Origin of the sequence: Acidisoma sp. (assembly GCF_035492295.1) — a bacterium.
Lineage (GTDB): Bacteria > Pseudomonadota > Alphaproteobacteria > Acetobacterales > Acetobacteraceae > Acidisoma.
The window spans coordinates 20,328-37,348 of record NZ_DATJJK010000290.1 but is presented as its reverse complement, the minus strand read 5'-3'; the positions used below and the strand labels follow the sequence as shown (position 1 = coordinate 37,348).

16 protein-coding genes are annotated in these 17,021 nt (G+C 67.4%); 8 read left to right on the top strand and 8 right to left on the bottom strand.

The annotated features are described in order from the left end of the window. The 4 genes from VL752_RS21860 to VL752_RS21845 form a co-directional block, all read left to right on the top strand. Positions 1–311: hypothetical protein (locus VL752_RS21860; protein ID WP_325358723.1), on the top strand; the 311-nt coding region annotated here is incomplete at its 5' end. Positions 312–363: 52 nt separating this feature from the next. Further along, positions 364–1,905, top strand: coding sequence for a murein biosynthesis integral membrane protein MurJ (gene murJ, locus VL752_RS21855; protein WP_325358721.1), 1,542 nt, complete (start codon positions 364–366; stop codon positions 1,903–1,905). A gap of 162 nt (positions 1,906–2,067) precedes the next feature. Continuing rightward, positions 2,068–3,822, top strand: coding sequence for a hypothetical protein (locus VL752_RS21850; protein WP_325358719.1), 1,755 nt, complete (start codon positions 2,068–2,070; stop codon positions 3,820–3,822). A gap of 129 nt (positions 3,823–3,951) precedes the next feature. After that, positions 3,952–5,142 (top strand): alpha/beta hydrolase family esterase, encoded by a 1,191-nt coding sequence (locus VL752_RS21845; RefSeq protein ID WP_325358717.1) that lies wholly within the window; start codon positions 3,952–3,954, stop codon positions 5,140–5,142. Here the strand turns inward: VL752_RS21845 and VL752_RS21840 are convergent, their stop codons facing one another. Next, complete coding sequence (locus VL752_RS21840; protein ID WP_325358715.1) at positions 5,143–6,207, bottom strand: SDR family oxidoreductase; 1,065 nt, start codon at positions 6,205–6,207, stop codon at positions 5,143–5,145. Positions 6,208–6,301: 94 nt separating this feature from the next. Between VL752_RS21840 and VL752_RS21835 the strand changes: the two genes are divergently transcribed. From VL752_RS21835 to VL752_RS21825, 3 genes are read left to right on the top strand one after another with little or no spacing between them, the layout of a single operon-like run. Beyond that, on the top strand, positions 6,302–6,664 hold the full coding sequence (locus tag VL752_RS21835; RefSeq protein ID WP_325358713.1) for a winged helix-turn-helix transcriptional regulator: 363 nt from the start codon (positions 6,302–6,304) through the stop codon (positions 6,662–6,664). Then, positions 6,665–7,114: a GFA family protein gene (locus tag VL752_RS21830; RefSeq protein ID WP_325358711.1), complete on the top strand. Its 450-nt coding sequence runs from the start codon at positions 6,665–6,667 to the stop codon at positions 7,112–7,114. Between the two features lie 16 nt (positions 7,115–7,130). Next, positions 7,131–7,412, top strand: a complete 282-nt coding sequence (locus VL752_RS21825; protein ID WP_325358709.1) for a hypothetical protein — start codon at positions 7,131–7,133, stop codon at positions 7,410–7,412. 13 nt (positions 7,413–7,425) lie between these two features. Here VL752_RS21825 and shc read toward each other — a convergent pair whose 3' ends face one another. From shc to hpnA, 6 genes are read right to left on the bottom strand one after another with little or no spacing between them, the layout of a single operon-like run. Further along, entirely contained in the window at positions 7,426–9,363 is a 1,938-nt protein-coding gene (gene shc, locus VL752_RS21820) for a squalene--hopene cyclase (protein WP_325358707.1), read from the bottom strand. 7 nt (positions 9,364–9,370) lie between these two features. Continuing rightward, positions 9,371–10,627: a hydroxysqualene dehydroxylase HpnE gene (gene hpnE / locus VL752_RS21815; RefSeq protein ID WP_325358705.1), complete on the bottom strand. Its 1,257-nt coding sequence runs from the start codon at positions 10,625–10,627 to the stop codon at positions 9,371–9,373. After that, positions 10,624–11,499: a presqualene diphosphate synthase HpnD gene (gene hpnD, locus VL752_RS21810; protein ID WP_325358703.1), complete on the bottom strand. Its 876-nt coding sequence runs from the start codon at positions 11,497–11,499 to the stop codon at positions 10,624–10,626. The genes hpnE and hpnD overlap by 4 nt, the downstream gene beginning before the upstream one ends. Then, the gene (gene hpnC, locus VL752_RS21805; RefSeq protein ID WP_325358701.1) at positions 11,496–12,350 is read right to left on the bottom strand and encodes a squalene synthase HpnC; all 855 of its coding nucleotides are present in this window, start codon (positions 12,348–12,350) and stop codon (positions 11,496–11,498) included. The genes hpnD and hpnC overlap by 4 nt, the downstream gene beginning before the upstream one ends. Then, positions 12,347–13,489 (bottom strand): glycosyltransferase, encoded by a 1,143-nt coding sequence (locus tag VL752_RS21800; RefSeq protein ID WP_325358699.1) that lies wholly within the window; start codon positions 13,487–13,489, stop codon positions 12,347–12,349. Before VL752_RS21800 ends, hpnC begins: the two co-directional genes overlap by 4 nt. Then, on the bottom strand, positions 13,486–14,490 hold the full coding sequence (gene hpnA / locus VL752_RS21795) for a hopanoid-associated sugar epimerase (RefSeq protein WP_325358697.1): 1,005 nt from the start codon (positions 14,488–14,490) through the stop codon (positions 13,486–13,488). The genes VL752_RS21800 and hpnA overlap by 4 nt, the downstream gene beginning before the upstream one ends. Before the next feature lie 159 nt (positions 14,491–14,649). Between hpnA and VL752_RS21790 the strand changes: the two genes are divergently transcribed. Continuing rightward, positions 14,650–15,648, top strand: coding sequence for a lysylphosphatidylglycerol synthase domain-containing protein (locus tag VL752_RS21790; protein WP_325358695.1), 999 nt, complete (start codon positions 14,650–14,652; stop codon positions 15,646–15,648). 6 nt (positions 15,649–15,654) lie between these two features. On the opposite strand, the gene VL752_RS21785 is transcribed toward VL752_RS21790, so the two are convergent. Beyond that, complete coding sequence (locus tag VL752_RS21785) at positions 15,655–16,971, bottom strand: NAD(P)/FAD-dependent oxidoreductase (RefSeq protein WP_325358693.1); 1,317 nt, start codon at positions 16,969–16,971, stop codon at positions 15,655–15,657. Between the last annotated feature and the right edge of the window lie 50 nt (positions 16,972–17,021).

The window sequence follows — 17,021 nt, the reverse complement described above, 5'->3', positions numbered from 1 at the left end:
GCTCCTATGTGCGGGACATGCAGGCCGCGATTCAGCTGCTGGACAAGCCCGAGGATGCGCCTGCCGCCGCCGCCGACCTCGCGATGCTCGCAAGCCAGCTTTTCGATTTCGCCATCGCCCTCGACGCGCCGCGCCAGGAGGAGCTGCAGCATTCGATGGAGACGGCGCGCCTGGTCGCCGATCTCGGCAGCGCGCTCGATGAACGGACCGAGGGCCAGCCGAAATCCATCGCTCTGAACATTGGCAAGGCCCGGGCGCTGCTCGACGTCACCATCCGCCAGCTTGAGATCGGCGGTCCGGTCGTGCATTAGGCGGGATTGGGGCCGGCATCCGCCGCCCCGGCTCGCTCGCCCAAGGATCTCCATGGCCCTCCTCCGCCGCGTAGCCACCGTCGGCGGCTATACGATGATCAGCCGCGTGCTCGGCTTCGCGCGCGAAATCCTTACCGCTTCGGCACTCGGCGCCGGGGCGACGAGCGACGCCTTCTTCGTGGCGCTGCGCCTGCCCAATCTCTTTCGCACCCTCTTCGCCGAAGGCGCCTTCTCGGCCGCCTTCGTGCCGCTCTTTTCCGGCATGATCGCGAAGGACGGGCATGATCCGGCCATGCGTTTCGCCCAGGATACGTTTTCGGCCCTGCTGGTGGCGCTCACCGGCTTCCTGATCCTGGGCGAGATCTTCACGCCCGCGATCCTGCATGTCGTGGCCCCGGGCTTCGATGCCGACCCCGAGCATTTCCGCCTGACGGTCGAACTCACTCGCATCACCTTTCCCTATCTCGCCTTTATCTCCCTCGCCTCCTTCCAGGGCGGGCTGCTCAATGCGGTGGACCGTTTCGCGGCGACCGCCGCAACCTCGATTCTGCTGAATCTGTTCCTGATCGCAGCCCTGCTGCACCATCCGGTCAGCGGCCAATCCCTGTCCTGGGCGGTGACCTTTGCCGGCATCGCGCAATGCCTCTGGCTCTCCTGGTCCTGCAGGCGCGCCGGGCTGAGGCTCAGCTGGCCGCGCCCCCATGTGTCTCCGGAACTCCGCCGGCTCATGCGCATCATGTTGCCCGGCGTTTTCGGGGCCGGGGCGACGCAGCTCAATCTGATGGTTTCCACCGCCATCGCCTCGCTGGCACCGGTGGGCTCGGTCTCCTACCTCGCCTATGCCGACCGGCTGAACCAACTGCCGCTCGGCGTGGTCGGCATCGCGGTCGCGACCGCCATTCTGCCCACTCTGTCGCGCCATATCCGCAAGGGCGAGGACAGCGCGGCACTCCATACCCAGAACCGCGGGCTGGAACTGGCCCTGCTTCTGACCCTGCCGGCCGCGGTCGCGCTGATGCTGGAGAGTCACGCCATTCTGCATGTGCTCTTCCAGCGCGGAAAGTTCGGTGCCCATCAGGTGGCTGAAGTCGCCCCCACCCTCTCGGCATACGCCTTCGGTCTGCCCGCCTTCGTGCTGATCAAAGTGGTGGTGACGGATTTCCTGGCACGGCAGGACACGCTGACACCGGTCAAGATCGCCGCCAGCGCCATGGCGCTCAACATTGTGCTCACGGTGAGCCTTGGCCTCTATTCCGGCCTCGCCCATGTCGGCATCGCACTCGCGACCTCGATCGCGGGCTGGGCGAATGCGCTCGGGCTGATGGCGCTTTCGGCACGCCGCGGGCAATTCTCTCTCGATACGCGAAGCCGGCGGAGCCTGCCGCGCATTCTCCTCGCCGCCATCGGCATGGGGGCCGCGCTCATCTTCGTTCAGGGCGCCCTGCAGCCGATGCTGAACGCGGCCCATCTGCCGATGCGCTTGATTGCACTTTCGTCACTTGTCGGCAGCGGTGTCGCAGTATTCGGCCTGCTATGCCTGATACTGGGGGTCGCCCGCCCGCGCGAGCTAAAGCGGATGCTGGTGCGGCGATAGTCCGCGCCTGGAGCGTGATCGCGCAGCACACGACAGCTAATTGATTAGGGTCTGATAAACGGTTCAGGTAATTCGCTTCCGCGAGTCACGATGAACCGATCAGACTCTAGGGTGCATGGGGCCTTCGACAGGTGCCTGGCGCCCGTCTGGAGAAGAGAAGCGATGTCGGATACCGGATCGAGCCCGAGCGTTTCGGACTCCCTGAACGCGGCGGACTGGGCCTATGCCCAGGCTGGCACGCCCTATGTCGACGGGAACACGACGCTGCCCAGCGGCTTCAGCTACTTCATGGTCAACGGCCAGACCCTGATCGATTATAATCCAGCCACCGGCTTCTACGGTGCGGCTCTCGTCAACGCCGCCGGTCAGGTCATCGTCACCTTCGAGGGGACGAACGTCTCCACCGGCAATGACATCTTCACCGCGGGCCAGACGCTGGACGACCTGGCCATCACCGCGGGCGTCGATGCCGCCTCCTACCAGACGGCGCTCAGCTTTACCGAGACCGTGCTCTCGGATGCCGAGGCGGCAGGCTACGCGGCGCAGGATGTGTTCCTCACCGGCCATTCTCTCGGTGCGGCGGATGTCGAATATGTCGCGGCCAAGACGGGACTATCGGGCGCAACCTTCGGAGCGCCGGGCATCCCCTCGGCCGATATCCCGGCGACCACGACCTCGATCCTCACGGATTATGTCGAGCGCGGCGATCCGGTCGGCAATTACGCGCAAGGGGGGAACGATTTCGCCCTGCTGCAGAACCAGAACGTCACCCATTTTGGAACCACCAACTATATCGGCTCCTATGACGGCACGGCCCTGCTGCTGAGCGCGGACGCGACCTATACGGCCGCGTTGCAGGCCCCAACCGCAGCCGAGCAGGCCGCAGGCATCGCGGCGACGGTCGCCATCCTGGGCGAGGCCGCCAAGGACTACCATGTGCTCGCGACCTATGCGTCCGATCTGGGCGTCACGCTGGAGGGTGGCGACAAAAGCGCGGCCGGCATGGGGCTCGGACTCCTCGGCAACAGCCCGGGCGGCGCGCAGGCGATGCCCGGCCTCGCCTTGTCTGCCCAGGGAACGGCCGACATTCCGGGCTTCGACGCGAGCGCCCCCGGGGCCGTTACAGTCTCGGACGGTCTTATCATCCTCAATACCGGTTCGGGCGCGAGCTACAGCCTCGCCGTTCCAGGCGCCACGGGCTCGACCTTCTCCCTGTCGGGCGATGGCGCGGGTGGCACGCAGGTGAGCGCCGGGGCCGCATCGGACGGCTTCGTTTTCGCGGGTGTGAACGGCGCCACCGTGTCAGGCGATGCCCAGCCGCTGTTCTTCGTCGGCGGCAGCGGCGCTGTCTCCGTGGTTGGCGGCAGCGGCGACACCACGATGTTCGGCGCGACGAGCAGCACCGCCACGACCTTCCTGATGGGCGGATCGGGCAGCAATTTCCTCCAGGGCGGCGCGGGCGCCACCACCATTTCTGCCGGCACCGGCGCCTCCACGCTCGTCGGCGGCACGGGGCCCACCCTGATGCTCGCCAATGGCACGGCGCCCGCCCTGATGGTGGCGGGCTCGGGCGCGACGACGGTCAACGGCACAACGGGCACGGGGCCGGAGCAGATATTTGCGGGGTCCGGGCCGGACCGCATCGCGCTCGGCTCCGGCGCGGACACGATGATCGGCGGCACGGGGGCCGCCCATGTCACCGGCGGCACGGGTTCGGATGTCTACGGCTTTATCGACGGCCATGCCGGCGGCCAGGATGTCATCAGTGGTCTCAAGGCGACCGATACCATCGTGTTCGGCGGCTATGGCGGGGATCCGATCGTCGCCGAGGGCGTGTTGGGCGGCGGAGACCTCATCACCCTGTCCGACGGCACGCTGATCCTGCTGCAGGGAATCGATCACAAAGTCTTCAGCTGAGGTCGACGCCGCGCGGGCGCAGAGCAGCCGCCCGAAACAGGCCTTGCTCCTCTTGTTGCAGCGCACCATGTTCGCTGTAACGAATAGATGGCCTCGGCGCCTTCTCCCCTCAGATCAAAGGCTCCCCGCATGGCCTCGCTGCTCAGCCAGGACGGTATTTTTGACCATTGGATGCGTTTGCTTCCCTTGCCCTTCGCTTTAGGCTTCGGGTCGGACGAGGGCGAGGATGACGGGGTGCTGACGGTCATACGCGATTTCGGGCCCAATCCAGGGAATCTCCGCCTGCGTGCCTTCCTTCCCATGGGGCTGCCGGCCGGTGCGCCCCTGGTCGTCGTGCTGCACGGCTGCAAGCAGTCCGCCGGGGAATACGATCGCGGTTCGGGCTGGTCGCGGCTCGCCGAGCGCTTCGGTTTTGCGTTGCTGATGCCGGAACAGAAACGTCTCAACAACCCGCATCTCTGCTTCGACTGGTTCCAGACCGAGGACGTGACGCGAGACGAAGGCGAAGTCGCCTCCATCGCCGCCATGATCCGCCACATGATCACGCAATATCGGCTCGATGCCTCCCAGGTCTTCATCACCGGGCTGTCGGCCGGCGGCGGAATGACTGCGGCGATGCTCGCAACCTATCCCGAGCTTTTCGCCGCCGGCGCCATCATTGCCGGTGTTCCCTATGGTAGCGCGACCAACGCGCATGAGGCCTTCGGCGTCATGGGCCAAGGCCGTGTGCGCACGCCCGAGGAACTCGGCGAGCGAGTGCGCGCCGCCTCCCCTCACGCCGGAACGCGGCCAGCCGTCTCCATCTGGCAAGGCGAGGAAGACCGCGTGGTGAACCCGGTCAATGCGCTGGAACTCGCTAAGCAATGGTCCGATGTGCTGGGTCTTGCGGGCGTCCGGCCAGAGCATGACCGGGTCGACAGCGCCGACCGCTCGACCTGGCGGGATGCAAGCGGCCGCATTGCGCTCTCGCTCTGGCGGATTGCGGGTCTCGGCCATGCAACACCCATCGACCCGATGGCGCCGCTGCCCGAGGCACGGATCGGCCTGATCGGCGCCAGCCCCTTTGTCCTGCCGGCCGGCATCTCCTCCACCTGGCGTATCGCGGAAAACTGGGGCCTGACCGCCCGCCGCCCGGCACGGCCGGATGGCGCGCGGATCGCAACCGGAGCCGAGGGCTTCTGGCAGCACCTGCTGCCCGGGGCCGACCGCCTGCAGGCCGCCGCCCGCGACGTCGCCCAGGAGGTGGCCGGGCCCGAGACCCCGCTCGGCAGGCTGCTGCGCTCGGCCGGAATCACGCCACCCGGCAGCAAGCGCGACTGATCAGGGAATGAGCCGAGCGGCCCGCAGCCTCGCAAAGAGCGCGAAGAAGGCGTCGTCCGTCGGCTGGTAGGCCGTGAAGCCCAGCCGCCGGCTCTTGGACATATCGGTCACCACCTCGATCGGGCGGCCGAGATCGGCGTCCGTATGCCAGGGCGAGGCGAGTTTGCCGAGATCGGGCTCCGCCAGCCCATGCCGAGCCGCAATCTCCGCCCAGACCGGCCCGTCTTCCGCCATCTGCCGCTCCAGCGGCCAGATTTCGCCGTCGAAGGGCGCGGGCTCCAGCCCGAACCAAGAGGCGATGCGCGTCCACATCCATTTCCAGCGGAAGATATCGCCGTCGACGACGTTGAAGGCCTCGTTCGCCGCGGCGGGCGTGGTTGCTGCCCACAGCAGCTGGCGGCCAAGAAGGTGGGCATCCGTCATGTCGGTAAGGCCGTTCCACTGCGCGGATGAGCCCGGGAAGCGGAAGGGCCGGCCCGTTTCGCGGCAAATGGTGGCGTAGGCCGCGAGCGTCGTGCCCATGTTCATGGCATTGCCGACCGCCATGCCGATGACGGTATGCGGGCGATGGACCGACCAGGAGAAGCCGTCCCGCGCGGCGGCGGCGAAAACCTCGTCCTCCTGCGCGTAATAGAAATTCTCGATGTCGAGCCGGCCTTGGTCCTCGCGGAAGGGCGTCGCGGGCAGCTGGCCTTTGCCATAGGCTTCGAACGGCCCCAGGTAGTGCTTCAGCCCGGTGACGAGCGCGACATGCCGGACGGAACCCTTCGGCCGCAGCGCGTCCAGCAAGTTGCGCACCATGGTCCCGTTGACGCGGATGTTCTCCGCTTCCGTTGCCTGACGCAGCCAGGTCGTGATGAAGACATGGCTCGGCGCCAGCCCTTCAAGCGCCGATGCGAGCGAACCCGGGTCCAGAAGATCAGCGGCCACCGGCGTGACGCCCGGCATTGCACCGGGCCGGCGGGCGAGGCCCGCCACGGCGAATCCGCCCTCGTCCCGCAATATTTCAGCCGCAGCCGCGCCGGTGATGCCGCTGATGCCCACAACGAGCGCATTTCTGGTCATGCCGTGTCTCCCCGATTGGTTTCATCGAAATAGGCTCGGGCCGGAAACCGGTCTAGAAGGCACCCGAACGGGACATAGCCACCAACAGGTAACCATGGCCGACGATGATTGGCGCGAAGATTGCGCCCCCCGCCGCGTGCTGGACCTCTTTTCCAGCAAGTGGACGAGTATGATCCTGCACGTCCTGGATGCCCAGCATGGCGGCACCGCACGCACCGGCGTCCTGCAGCGCAGCCTGCCTGGTATCTCCAAGAAGATGCTGACCCAGACGCTCAGGGAAATGGAGGCATCCGGCCTCGTCGCCCGCCGCGTTCATGGCACGGTGCCCCCGGCGGTGGATTACACGCTGACGCCGCTCGGTCATCGTTTCGTCGAACCGCTGGAACTGCTCTACGGTTGGGCGCGAGACAATGCCGATGCCTTGGATGCTTTTGCCGCCCGGCGCGGGAAGGGTTGAATGCGCATGACGACACCGGTGACACAGACCGATCGGCCCGCCCGCCTACGCGGCCGGTGCACTTGCGGCGCGGTGCGTTTCACCGTCGCCGATGCCTTCCTCTATGCCGTGAATTGTCATTGTTCCGGCTGCCGCCGCACCACGGGCGCCGCCTTCAAGCCGCTCGCCGGCATTGCCCGCGAAGAACTCACTCTCACGCAGGGCGCAGACTCTCTGATGATCTTCGGCGAGGAGACGGCGCATGACACGCGCTGTGCGCGCTGCGGTTCGTTTCTTTTCGCCGTGGTGCGGGACGGCGCCTTCGTCCACGTCGCCCTCGGCGTGCTGGAGGATTGCCCGACGATTCGCCCCTCGGCCCATATCTTCGTCGGCTCCAAGGCACCGTGGTTCACGATTACCGATGCGCTTCCCCAGTATGAGGGCCACATCCCAGGGACGGCAGAGGCATAAGGGGAGGAGAAAGACCATGGCATCGGGAAAACACGCGAAGGCTGACCGTGAATCCGAGATCGCGCCGACGGGTGATGACGCGGAGGCACCCGGAACGGAGAGCGAAGTGCCGGCGATGACCCATCCGGAGGAGATGCGGACAACGATCGAGATCGACATCGCCGGGCGAGTGCGCTTCCGGGCGACCGCGCGGGCGACGCCCGCGGGGCTCGTCTCGGTTGCCCTTCTGCTTGCGGCGATCATGGTCCCGCTCGCCTGGGCGAGCCGCGGCCACGCGCCCGCGCGCCGCCGCCCCTGAATCCGGCGCCGGGTCAGAAGCCCCAGGCAACCTCGCGCGAATTGCCCTGGGACAGGTTGCGGTACCGCGCCATGGCAAGGAGCGGGAAAAACAGCCGGTAGCCATGGTAGCGCAGGTAGAAGACCTTCGGGAAACCGACGGCGTTATAGGGCAGCTCGTCCCATTCTCCATTCTCCTTCTGCGCCGACGCGAGCCAGGCGATGCCGCGGGCGACGGCCGGATTCTCCGCCTCTCCCGCCGCCATCAGGCCGAGCAGCGCCCAGGCGGTCTGAGACGGCAGGCTTTGGTCGTATTCGCCGGCCGGCGCGCCCTCGAAGCTCGCGCAATCCTCACCCCAGCCGCCTTCCGGCCTCTGCTTATCGAGCAGCCAGGCGACGGCGCGACGCACCATGAGGTCGTCCCTCGGCACGCCCGCCGCGTTCAGCGCACAAAGTACTGACCAGGTGCCGTAGATGTAGTTCGTGCCCCAACGGCCGAACCAGCACCCTTCCGCCTCCTGGTCGCTCCTGAGATAAGTGAGCGCCCGGGCGATGACCGGCGCATCCTCAGCATGGCCGAGCTGGGCCAGGAAGGAGACGCAGCGGGCCGTGACATCCGCCGTCGGCGGATCGAGCAGCGCGCCATGATCGGCAAAGGGAATATGGTTCAGGAAGTCGTGGCTATTGTCGGCATCGAAGGCGCCCCAGCCTCCGTTCTTGCTCTGCATGCCCACGACCCATTGCCGGGCGCGCTCGATGCCCTCGGCATGCGCCGGATCGCCGTTGCGATGCAGCAACATACCGACGACCGCCGTATCATCCACATCCGGATAGAAATCGTTGTTGTACTGAAAGGCCCAGCCGCCGGGCGGCGCATCGGGGCGGGTCTCGGCCCAGTCGCCGCGAACATGCGTGATCTGCTTGGCGAGAAGCCAATTGGCCGCAGCCCCCACCCCAGCCGCACCATGGCCCTGCACTTCCGCCATGGCATGAGCGGCGAGGCCGGTGTCCCAGATGGGCGAGAGGCAAGGCTGGCAATAGGCTTCCTCGCCCTTGACCGTCACCAGCTTGCGCACGGAATCCCAGGCCGTCGCCGCGTCCGGATGATCCGGGGCGTAGCCCAGCACATCGAACATCATCACGGAATTGGCCATGGCCGGGTAGATGGCGCCGAGACCATCCTCACCGTTCAGGCGCTCATGGACCCAGGCGACGGCGGCATCGATGTGCTTCTGGCGGCGGGCGCGGGGAATGCGCGGATCGACCTTCTGCAGCACGCCGTCCACGGCTTTGAAGAAATGCCCCCAATTGCTGCGGTAGGGACCGCGAATCCAGTCGTCGATGCGCTCCGGCTTGGCCGCGAAGAGTTCCTGGACATGAATATTCTTGGGATTCCGCGCCCGCGGCTTCAGCGCCATCAGCACCAGCAGCGGCACGATGACGGTGCGCGACCAATAGCTGACCTTGAGCAGGTGGAAGGGGAACCAGCGCGGCAGGCCCATGATCTCGATGGGCATCACCGGCACGGCACTCCACGGCACCTCTCCGAACAGGGCCAGTTGGATTCGGGTGAAGACATTGGTGCGCTCGGCACCGCCGGCGGCCAGGATGGCGCGGCGGGCCGCGGCCATATGGGGGGCTGCCGGATCGTCGCCGATCGCCTTGAGCGCGAAATAGGCCTTTACGCTCGCCGAAATGTTGAAGGCGCCGCCATGGTAAAGCGGCCAGCCGCCGTGCTCGCCCTGGATACGGCGCAGATAGACGCCGATCTTCTGCTGCAGCGCGGGGTCGATCCGGTCGAGATAGTGTTCAAGCAGGACATATTCGGCCGGGATGGTGGCATCCGCCTCCAGCTCGAACACCCAATGCCCGTCGGTCTTCTGGCGCGAGCCGAGCGCGGTCTCGGCGCGTTCGATCGCCGTTGCGAGATCCTCGGTCGCGATTGAGGAGTCCAAATTGATATCGTGCGGCATCGTCGCCTTATACATGCCTCAATAGATAGCGCGCGGCAGTTTCGCCGGACAGGATGCTCCCCTCGATGGTGGATGGCAGACCCGTGTCCGTCCAGTCACCCGCGAGAGCCGCGTTGGCAAGTCCCGCACCCCCGACCGCTGGCCTGCGTTTTTGCTGCAGCGCGGTAGCGGCGAAGGTGGCCCGCTTTTCCCGTACCACCCGGTGCGCCGGCATCGCCTCGGGCAGGGTTGGATAGGCGGCGCGGACATCGGCCCAGGAGCGCGCCGTCAGGTCCTCAATCGGCAGGTCGGCCCAGCGATTCGCAGCACTGATCGTGACAGAAACGATGCCGGGCTTCACAAAAACCCATTCCGCGAGACCGCCGACGACGCCGGTGAACGGCACCGCGCCGGCCGGCACCTCGGCCCGGAAGTGGATATTTGCGATCGCCTCGAAAGCGTCCGGCACGGTGAGACCGGGCAGAAGCTGTCCGGCCATGGGCGCCGGCACGGCCAGAACCACAGCCTCGCCAGGGCCGATCTCCAAGGGACCGTCACCGAACTGTAACACGGAAATGTGATCGCCCTGAATCGCCAGGGATTGCAGCCGCCGCCCGAATTCCACGCTGCCACCGCGCCCGCCCAGCCAGGCGATGGCCGGGTCGACGAAGCTCTCCGAAAGCCCCTCGGCGGGCACCAGGGGCCGGCAGGCCGCCCCACCCGCCCCCAGCGTCTGCGCTACGACCGCCTGCATCAGCGGCGCGTAGGCCTCTTCCGGCATGGTGTTGAGCGCCGCGATGGTGAGTGGTTCCAGCAGTCGCCGATAGACCAGGCCGGCATTGCCGATTGCCTCGGCGACGGTCCCCGGCGCCCGCCGCAGGCGAAGCAGGCACAGATAATCGCGCCAAGACGTGCCCGGCACGCGGCGCCGAGAATCGAAAATCCAGAAGGGAATGCGCCCGGCATCGAGGCGCAGCGTCCAGCGTCTGCCATCCACCCGGTCGATGAAGGGAAAGACCGGCGTTTTCGGCCCCACCATCGTCTGGCCCGCGCCGATCCTGGCCAGATAGCGGTGTGCCGCCGCGTTGCCCGAAAGCAGCAGGTGATTGCCGTTGTCGATCCGGCAGCCGAGTTCACGGTCGAAATAGGATCGGCAGCGCCCGCCCGCCTGCGGCCCGGCCTCATGGACCACGACTCGCACGTCTTGTGCCGCCAGTTCCATGGCGGCGGAGAGACCTGAGAGACCGGCACCGATGACGTGAACGCGCGAGAGAGCCTGGCTCAAGCGGTCAGCATCCTGATGCCGAACCACGCCTTCTGCCATTTCGGCAGGCTCACCCGCTCGGCCGGCCGCGCGAAGCCCGTCCGCTCCATGCGGCCGAGCAACGCGCGATAGGGGGCGGCCATCATCCGCGCCGGCTTCATGGCGCGGGGGTCGCACAAGGCCATCGCCTCCTCGGCGCCGCGGTAATAATCCCGGGCAAGGTCGGCAACCCGCGCGCAGACGGCGGGCAGACCGGGGGACGCCACCGCCGCCTGCGGGTTCAGCGGCACGCCCGCCTGCCCCAGCCATTCGCGCGGCAGATAGAGGCGAGAGCGCGCCGCATCCTCGCCGATGTCGCGCAGGATATTGGTGAGTTGCAGCGCGCGCCCCAGGCACCAGGCGACGCGATCGGCGGCTGGCGAACTATCGCCAAAAGCGCGGACCGACAGCCGCCCCACCGCGCTCGCCACGCGGTCGCAATAAAGGTCGAGCGTTGCCATGGTGGGAGCGACGATCTCACGCTCGGCATCCATCTGCATGCCGTCAATGATGGCCAGGAAATCGACGCTGCGGAGGTCGAACTTCCGCGTGGCCAGCAGCATCATGCGGGTCAGCGCGCTGTCCGTGCGGCCTTCCAGCAGGGCGTGCACGCGGTCGCGCCAGCCGTCCAGCATTTCCCGTTTCGCGACCAGCGCGCCGGGCTCGTCGGCGATGTCATCGACGACGCGGCAGAAGGCATAGATCGTGTAGACCGCGGCGCGGCGCTCGGGCTCCAGCATACGCATGCCGTAATAGAAGGAGGAGCCGGAGCGGCGGACCAGCAGCTCGATCTCGGCGATGTCGTCAGGCCGGGCGCCGAGCGGCGGTTTGGGCAGTTTCGTGAGGCTGCTCATAGCGCATATCCCAAGGCGCCGAGGAGGGCCGCCACTGCATCAAACTTCGAGAGCTTCACCCGCCCCGCCACCGGATCGCCCTTGCGGAGACGCCGCGTGAGACGGCGGGAGAGGCCGAGGATCACCCCGGTCTCGAGCCGCAAGCGCCGGTCCCGGCAGGTGCGTGGCAGCGCGGCCGCCTCGGCATTCAATCGCGCGCAACGGTTCAGCAGATCGTCGAAAACCCGGCGCAGGCCGGGCGTCTCGCGCGCGCCTTCGAGGTCGCCGGGCGCGGTGCCGTAGGCGCTCATGAGATCCTCGGGCAGGTAGCAGCGGTCGAGAGCGGCCAGGTCCTTCTGGCCGTCCTGAAGGTGGTTCAGCACCTGCAGCGCCGCGCAGAGCGCATCCGAAGGCGGGAAGGTCGCAGCCTCGTCCTCGCCATGCACGGCGAGGACGTAGCGGCCGACCGGCATCGCGGAATAGCGACAGTAATCGTAGAGCTCGTCCCAACTCGCGTAGCGCGTCTTGGTCGCGTCCTGGCGGAAGGCGACGAGGAGATCCGTGGCATGGCGCGGATCGACTCCGGTCTCAGTGAGCGAGGCGCGCAGCGCCGCGGCACTCGGCGCCCCGCCCTCCGCGCGGCCGAGCAAGACATGCTCCATATGGTTGAGACGGCCGATCTTCTCGCCGGGCGGCAGCACGGGGCTATCCCCGATGTCATCGGCATTGCGGGCGAAGGCGTAATAGGCATGGACATGGCGGCGCAGATCGGGGCGGATGAGAACGCCCACGGGAAAGTTCTCGTCGCCGCGATCCTTGCCGGACCAGGTCTCGACATTGGGCGGGGCCGCAGATGCCAGTTCAGCGCTCACGACGCTTCATTCCCATAGACCCGGTTCTTCCACATCACGCTGCGGCCCCGCATGTGATTGACGGCGGAGCCAACCGTCGCCGCCATGTAGAACAAGGCGACGAGCGGGAGGAAGGGGGCCCAGAGCACGGACAGTTCGTAACGCTTGAGGCTCGGGATATAGCTGCCGGCCATCAGCCCCCAGGCGAGCAGCCCGAACGTCCGGGGCGTGCCATGGGCGAACAGCGCGGCCGCGGGCGGCAAGAGCCAGACCAGCAGCATGCCGATGATGGTGCCGAGCAGATTGAGCGGCGAGAATTTCAACTGCACGTAGGCCGTGCGCGCGATCATCGCCCAGATGTCCGAGAAATGCGGATAGAGGCGGATGGAGCGCGCCCGCTTGGTATGGCCAAGCCAGAGGCGCCCGCCCGATTCCTTGATGGCACGGCCGAGCGTCACGTCGTCGATCAGCGCGCCGCGCACCGCCGCGATTCCGCCAGCGCGGTCCAGCGCCTTGCGGCGCAGCAGCACCGTGCCGCCGGCGGCCCCGGCCATCCGCCGGCGCGGGTCAGCGACCTGCGCGAAGGGATAGAGGAGCTGGAAGAAATAGACGAAGGCCGGCACCAGCGCGCGCTCGGGGAAGCTCTGGCAGTTGAGCAGAACCATCTCGGAGACGAGGTCGAGCCCTTCGGCCTCGGCGCGGGCAACGAGGCGGGCAAGATGATCCGGCTCATGCGCGATGTCGGCATCCGTCAGCAGAACGAGTTCGGCCCTGCTCTCCGCCACGCCCTGAGAAACCGCCCAGAGCTTGCCGCTCCATCCCGGCGGTTTCGCCGCACCGGTAAGGATGGTCAGCGGATTGGGCGCGCCCTCGGCCGCCTTCCGAGCGATCTCGGCCGTGCCGTCCGTGCTGCCGTCATCAACCAGGATGACGCGCGGCGCGGCCCCGCCCGGCAGCAACTGCCGGGTGAGCGAGCCGATGGCCTGCGCGATATAGGGCGCCTCGTCCCGCGCCGGGACCACGATATCGACCGAAGGCAGCACGAGGTCCCCGGGCGCGGGCGGCAGGATCGGCCCCGCCTGCCAGTAGCGCCCGTGGCAAAAGATCATGCCGAGCCAGATAACGAGGGCGAGAAGGGTCAGCGCGGCGAGGAGGGTCATGCTTTCAAATAGCCGTGTCGGTCGAACCAGGAAATGGCGTCCCGCACCGCGTCGAGCGCCGGGCGGTACGTATAGCCGAGTGCGTTTTCGGCCTTCGCGGAAGAGAAATACATCATCTTCTTCGCCATCTTGAGATGGTCGCGGGTCAGGCGCGGCTCCTTTCCCGTCATCCGCGCCATCTGCTCGGCCGCGACGGCCACCGGCATCAGCGGCGCGATTGGCAGACGCATGCGGCGGGAAGGCTTGCCCACCACCTCGTCCACCAGGCGCAGAACCTCGCTCATCGGGATGTTTTGGCCGCCAAGAATATAACGCTCGCCGATCTCGCCATGGTCGAGCGCGAGGAGATGCCCCGCCGCGCAGTCCTCCACATGCACGACCGAAAGGCCGGTATCGACATAGGCCGGCATGCGGCCGACGGCGGCGTCGCGAATCATCACGCCGGTCGGCGTCGGCTTCACGTCTCCCGGCCCTACGGGGGCGGCGGGATTGACGATGACCACGGGAATGCCCTCGTCCGACAGCTTCAGCGCCATCTGCTCCGCAAGGAATTTCGATTTCTTGTAGGTGCCGACGACCTTGTCATAGGTGATGGGCGTATTCTCGTCGGCCGGCGGGCCGCCCTTCGGGTGCAGCCCGAGGGCAGCGACGCTACTGGTATAGACGATGCGCTCCACCCCCGCCGCGTAGGCGAGGCGCAGCAGGTTTTCGGTCGCCATGACATTGGTCGCGATCATCGCCTCGGGGTCGGGCACCCAGATACGATAATCTGCTGCAACATGAAAGACATAGCGGCAGTCTTTCACAGCGTGCGTGAGACTGTCCAAATCGTTCAGATCGCCGACCACGAACTCCGCAGGCAGTTCGGCCAAATGCTTGCGGGAGGTGCCCTGGCGCACCAGCAGCCGCAAGGGATAGCCGCGGGCGGCGAGCGCGCGGGCTACGGCTGCACCCACAAAGCCCGTGGCCCCGGTGACCAGGGTCAGATTCTCTTGGCTCATGGCTCGCTCCTCAAGGCTGGGTCCCGGGGCGCAGGTTTGGCGCACCGCCCGGGCGCCGGTATAGAAACGCGATCAGCCATGGGCGCAAGCGCGTATGCGGGGCAATCTCATCTTGACGACAAAACCATCTTCCCGTCGGCCGGGTATAGTCAGCCACTCATGAAACGGCTCTCCTTCGCCTTCATGCTGGGCGGGGTGCTCCTCGCCATCGGCCTCGTCTTTCTCTTCGGCGCCCGTCACGTGCTGGACGCGCTGCTCTCGGTCGGCTGGTGGGGTTTCCTCGCCCTCATCGGTGCCCAGCTCGGCCTGACGCTGTTTCTGGCGCTGGCTTGGTTCCTCGTGGTTCCGAAACGCACGGCGGGCCTGTTCGGGATACTCTACTGGGGACGCCTGGTGCGCGAGGCGGGCGGGCGCTTCCTGCCCTTCCTGCCGGTCGGCGGTTTCGTCATCGGCGCACGCGCGGTCTCTCTCACTGGCATGCCCATGGCGCTCTCGGCCGCCTCGACGCTGGTGGATGTCGCTTCCGAGTTCACCGCCGAGGTGATGTTCGCTGCCCTCGGCCTCGGCATCCTGCTCGTGTGGCAGCCGCATTCGGATCTCATTCTGCCGCTCGGCGCCGGAATCGTGATCGCGGCGCTCGCCGCCGGCACCTTCATCGCACTCCCCGGCCGGGGCACGCGGGTGGTGCAGAAGCTCGCGGCCCGGATCGGCGCGGGGGAGAGCCGGGCGCTTGGCTCTCTCGACCATATGAGCAGCCAGTTCGATGCCATCTATGCCCGCAAGGGCGCGATCATCGCCGCGGTGCTCTGCCATTTCTGCGGCTGGGTGGCCTCGGCCAGCGTCTCCTGGCTCGCCTATCATCTGCTCGGCGCGCCGATCACCATGAGCCAGGCGCTGGCGATCGAAGCGCTGCTGCGCGCGGCCCTGACGATAACCTTTTTCGTTCCCGGCAATGCCGGGGTGCAGGAGGCGGCCTATGCCGCGCTCGGCGCGATCTTCGGCCTGCCCGTGCAAATCTCGGTCGCGGTTTCGCTGATCAGCCGCGCGCGTGACCTCGTCGTCGGCGTGCCCCCGTTGCTGCTCTGGCAGTGGCTGGAATACCGCAGCCTGCGCCGCCGGTCGGGTCAGGCCCTCGCCACTTCCGAAGCGCAGAACTGAGGCGCCTCAGTCCCGCCGGGCCGGCATCCGCACCCGCGCGTTCAGCCGGTCGGCGAGCCAGACCAGGCTGCCGCGCCAGAAGCCGAAGAGCATGGCCTGATGGCTGCGATAGAGCATCTCGTGACCGAACTGTGCGAGCCGCCCGCGGAAGGTCATCCCCTTGAAGAGACCGAACCGGCCGAGCGAGCCATAAGCGGCATAGTCGGCGAGAGAGACCAACATGCCGCGGTCGTGAAACACGAAATCCGGCACTGCCCTGCCCTCGCTGATCGCCGCCGGCAAATGGCGGACGAGATGCCCTGCCTCTTGGCTCGCGACCTGCGCCGTGGCCGGCAGGGGATGAGCCGCCCCCTCGGGCTGCAGACACGCACAGTCGCCGATCGCATAGATCGCGGCATCCGCCGTCGTCCGCAGGTTAGGTCGGATGCGGAGCTGATGGCTGCGTGCAGTCTCCAACCCGTCGAGCCCGCTCAGCAGGGCGGGCGCCCGGATGCCGGCCGCCCACACCTTGAGCGATGACCGGACGGTCGACCCATCGGCCAGGGTGAAGCCATCCGCCGTCGCCCCCGTAACCCGCGCGCCGACGAGGACGGTGATGCCGAGACCGCGCAACCGCGCGAGGGTTGCGGCCGAGATATCCTCGGGAAAGCCCGACAGCAGACGCTCCCCACTCTCGATCAGGGTGACGGTCATCCGGCCACGGAGCCCCTCGGCGCCGAGACCGGCCGAGATCTCCCTGAGTTGAACGAGTTCGGCGGCGAGTTCCACCCCGGTTGCCCCGCCGCCGACGATGGCGATGGGCAGATCCTCCCCCAGCGCCAGCGACTGCAGCATGCGGATCCGGATCTCCTGATGGAAGGCAAGCGCCTGGCGCCGCTCGTCAATCGTCCGGCAATGCTCGGCGACCCCCGGCGTGCCGAAATCGTTCGACTCGCTGCCCACGGCAAGCACCAAGGTGTCGTAGGGGACGCGCCGTTCGGGAATGACAAGCCGGCCGTCCGGTGCCTGGAGAGGCGCCAGGGTGATCTGACGCGCCGCCCGGTCGAGGCCGGTCAGCGCCCCGGGCAGATAGCGGAAACCGGCGTCCCGCGCCTGGGTGATGAAGGAAACGTCCTGCTGGGAGACGTCACGCGTGCCGGCGGCGATGGTATGCAGGATCGGCTTCCAGACATGGGCCCCATCGGCGTCGACCAGGGTGATTTCGGGCACCGCCGCGCCGCGCCGCCGCTCCTTCGTCCACCGGCGCCCCAGGCGCGTCGCGATCTCGATGTCGGCGACGCCGCCGCCCACGATCACCAGCTGATGGGCCTTGCTGTCCTGCATCCTGTTCTCCCGCTCCGATCTGCAGGAGATGTGGGCCCGACGCGCCGCGC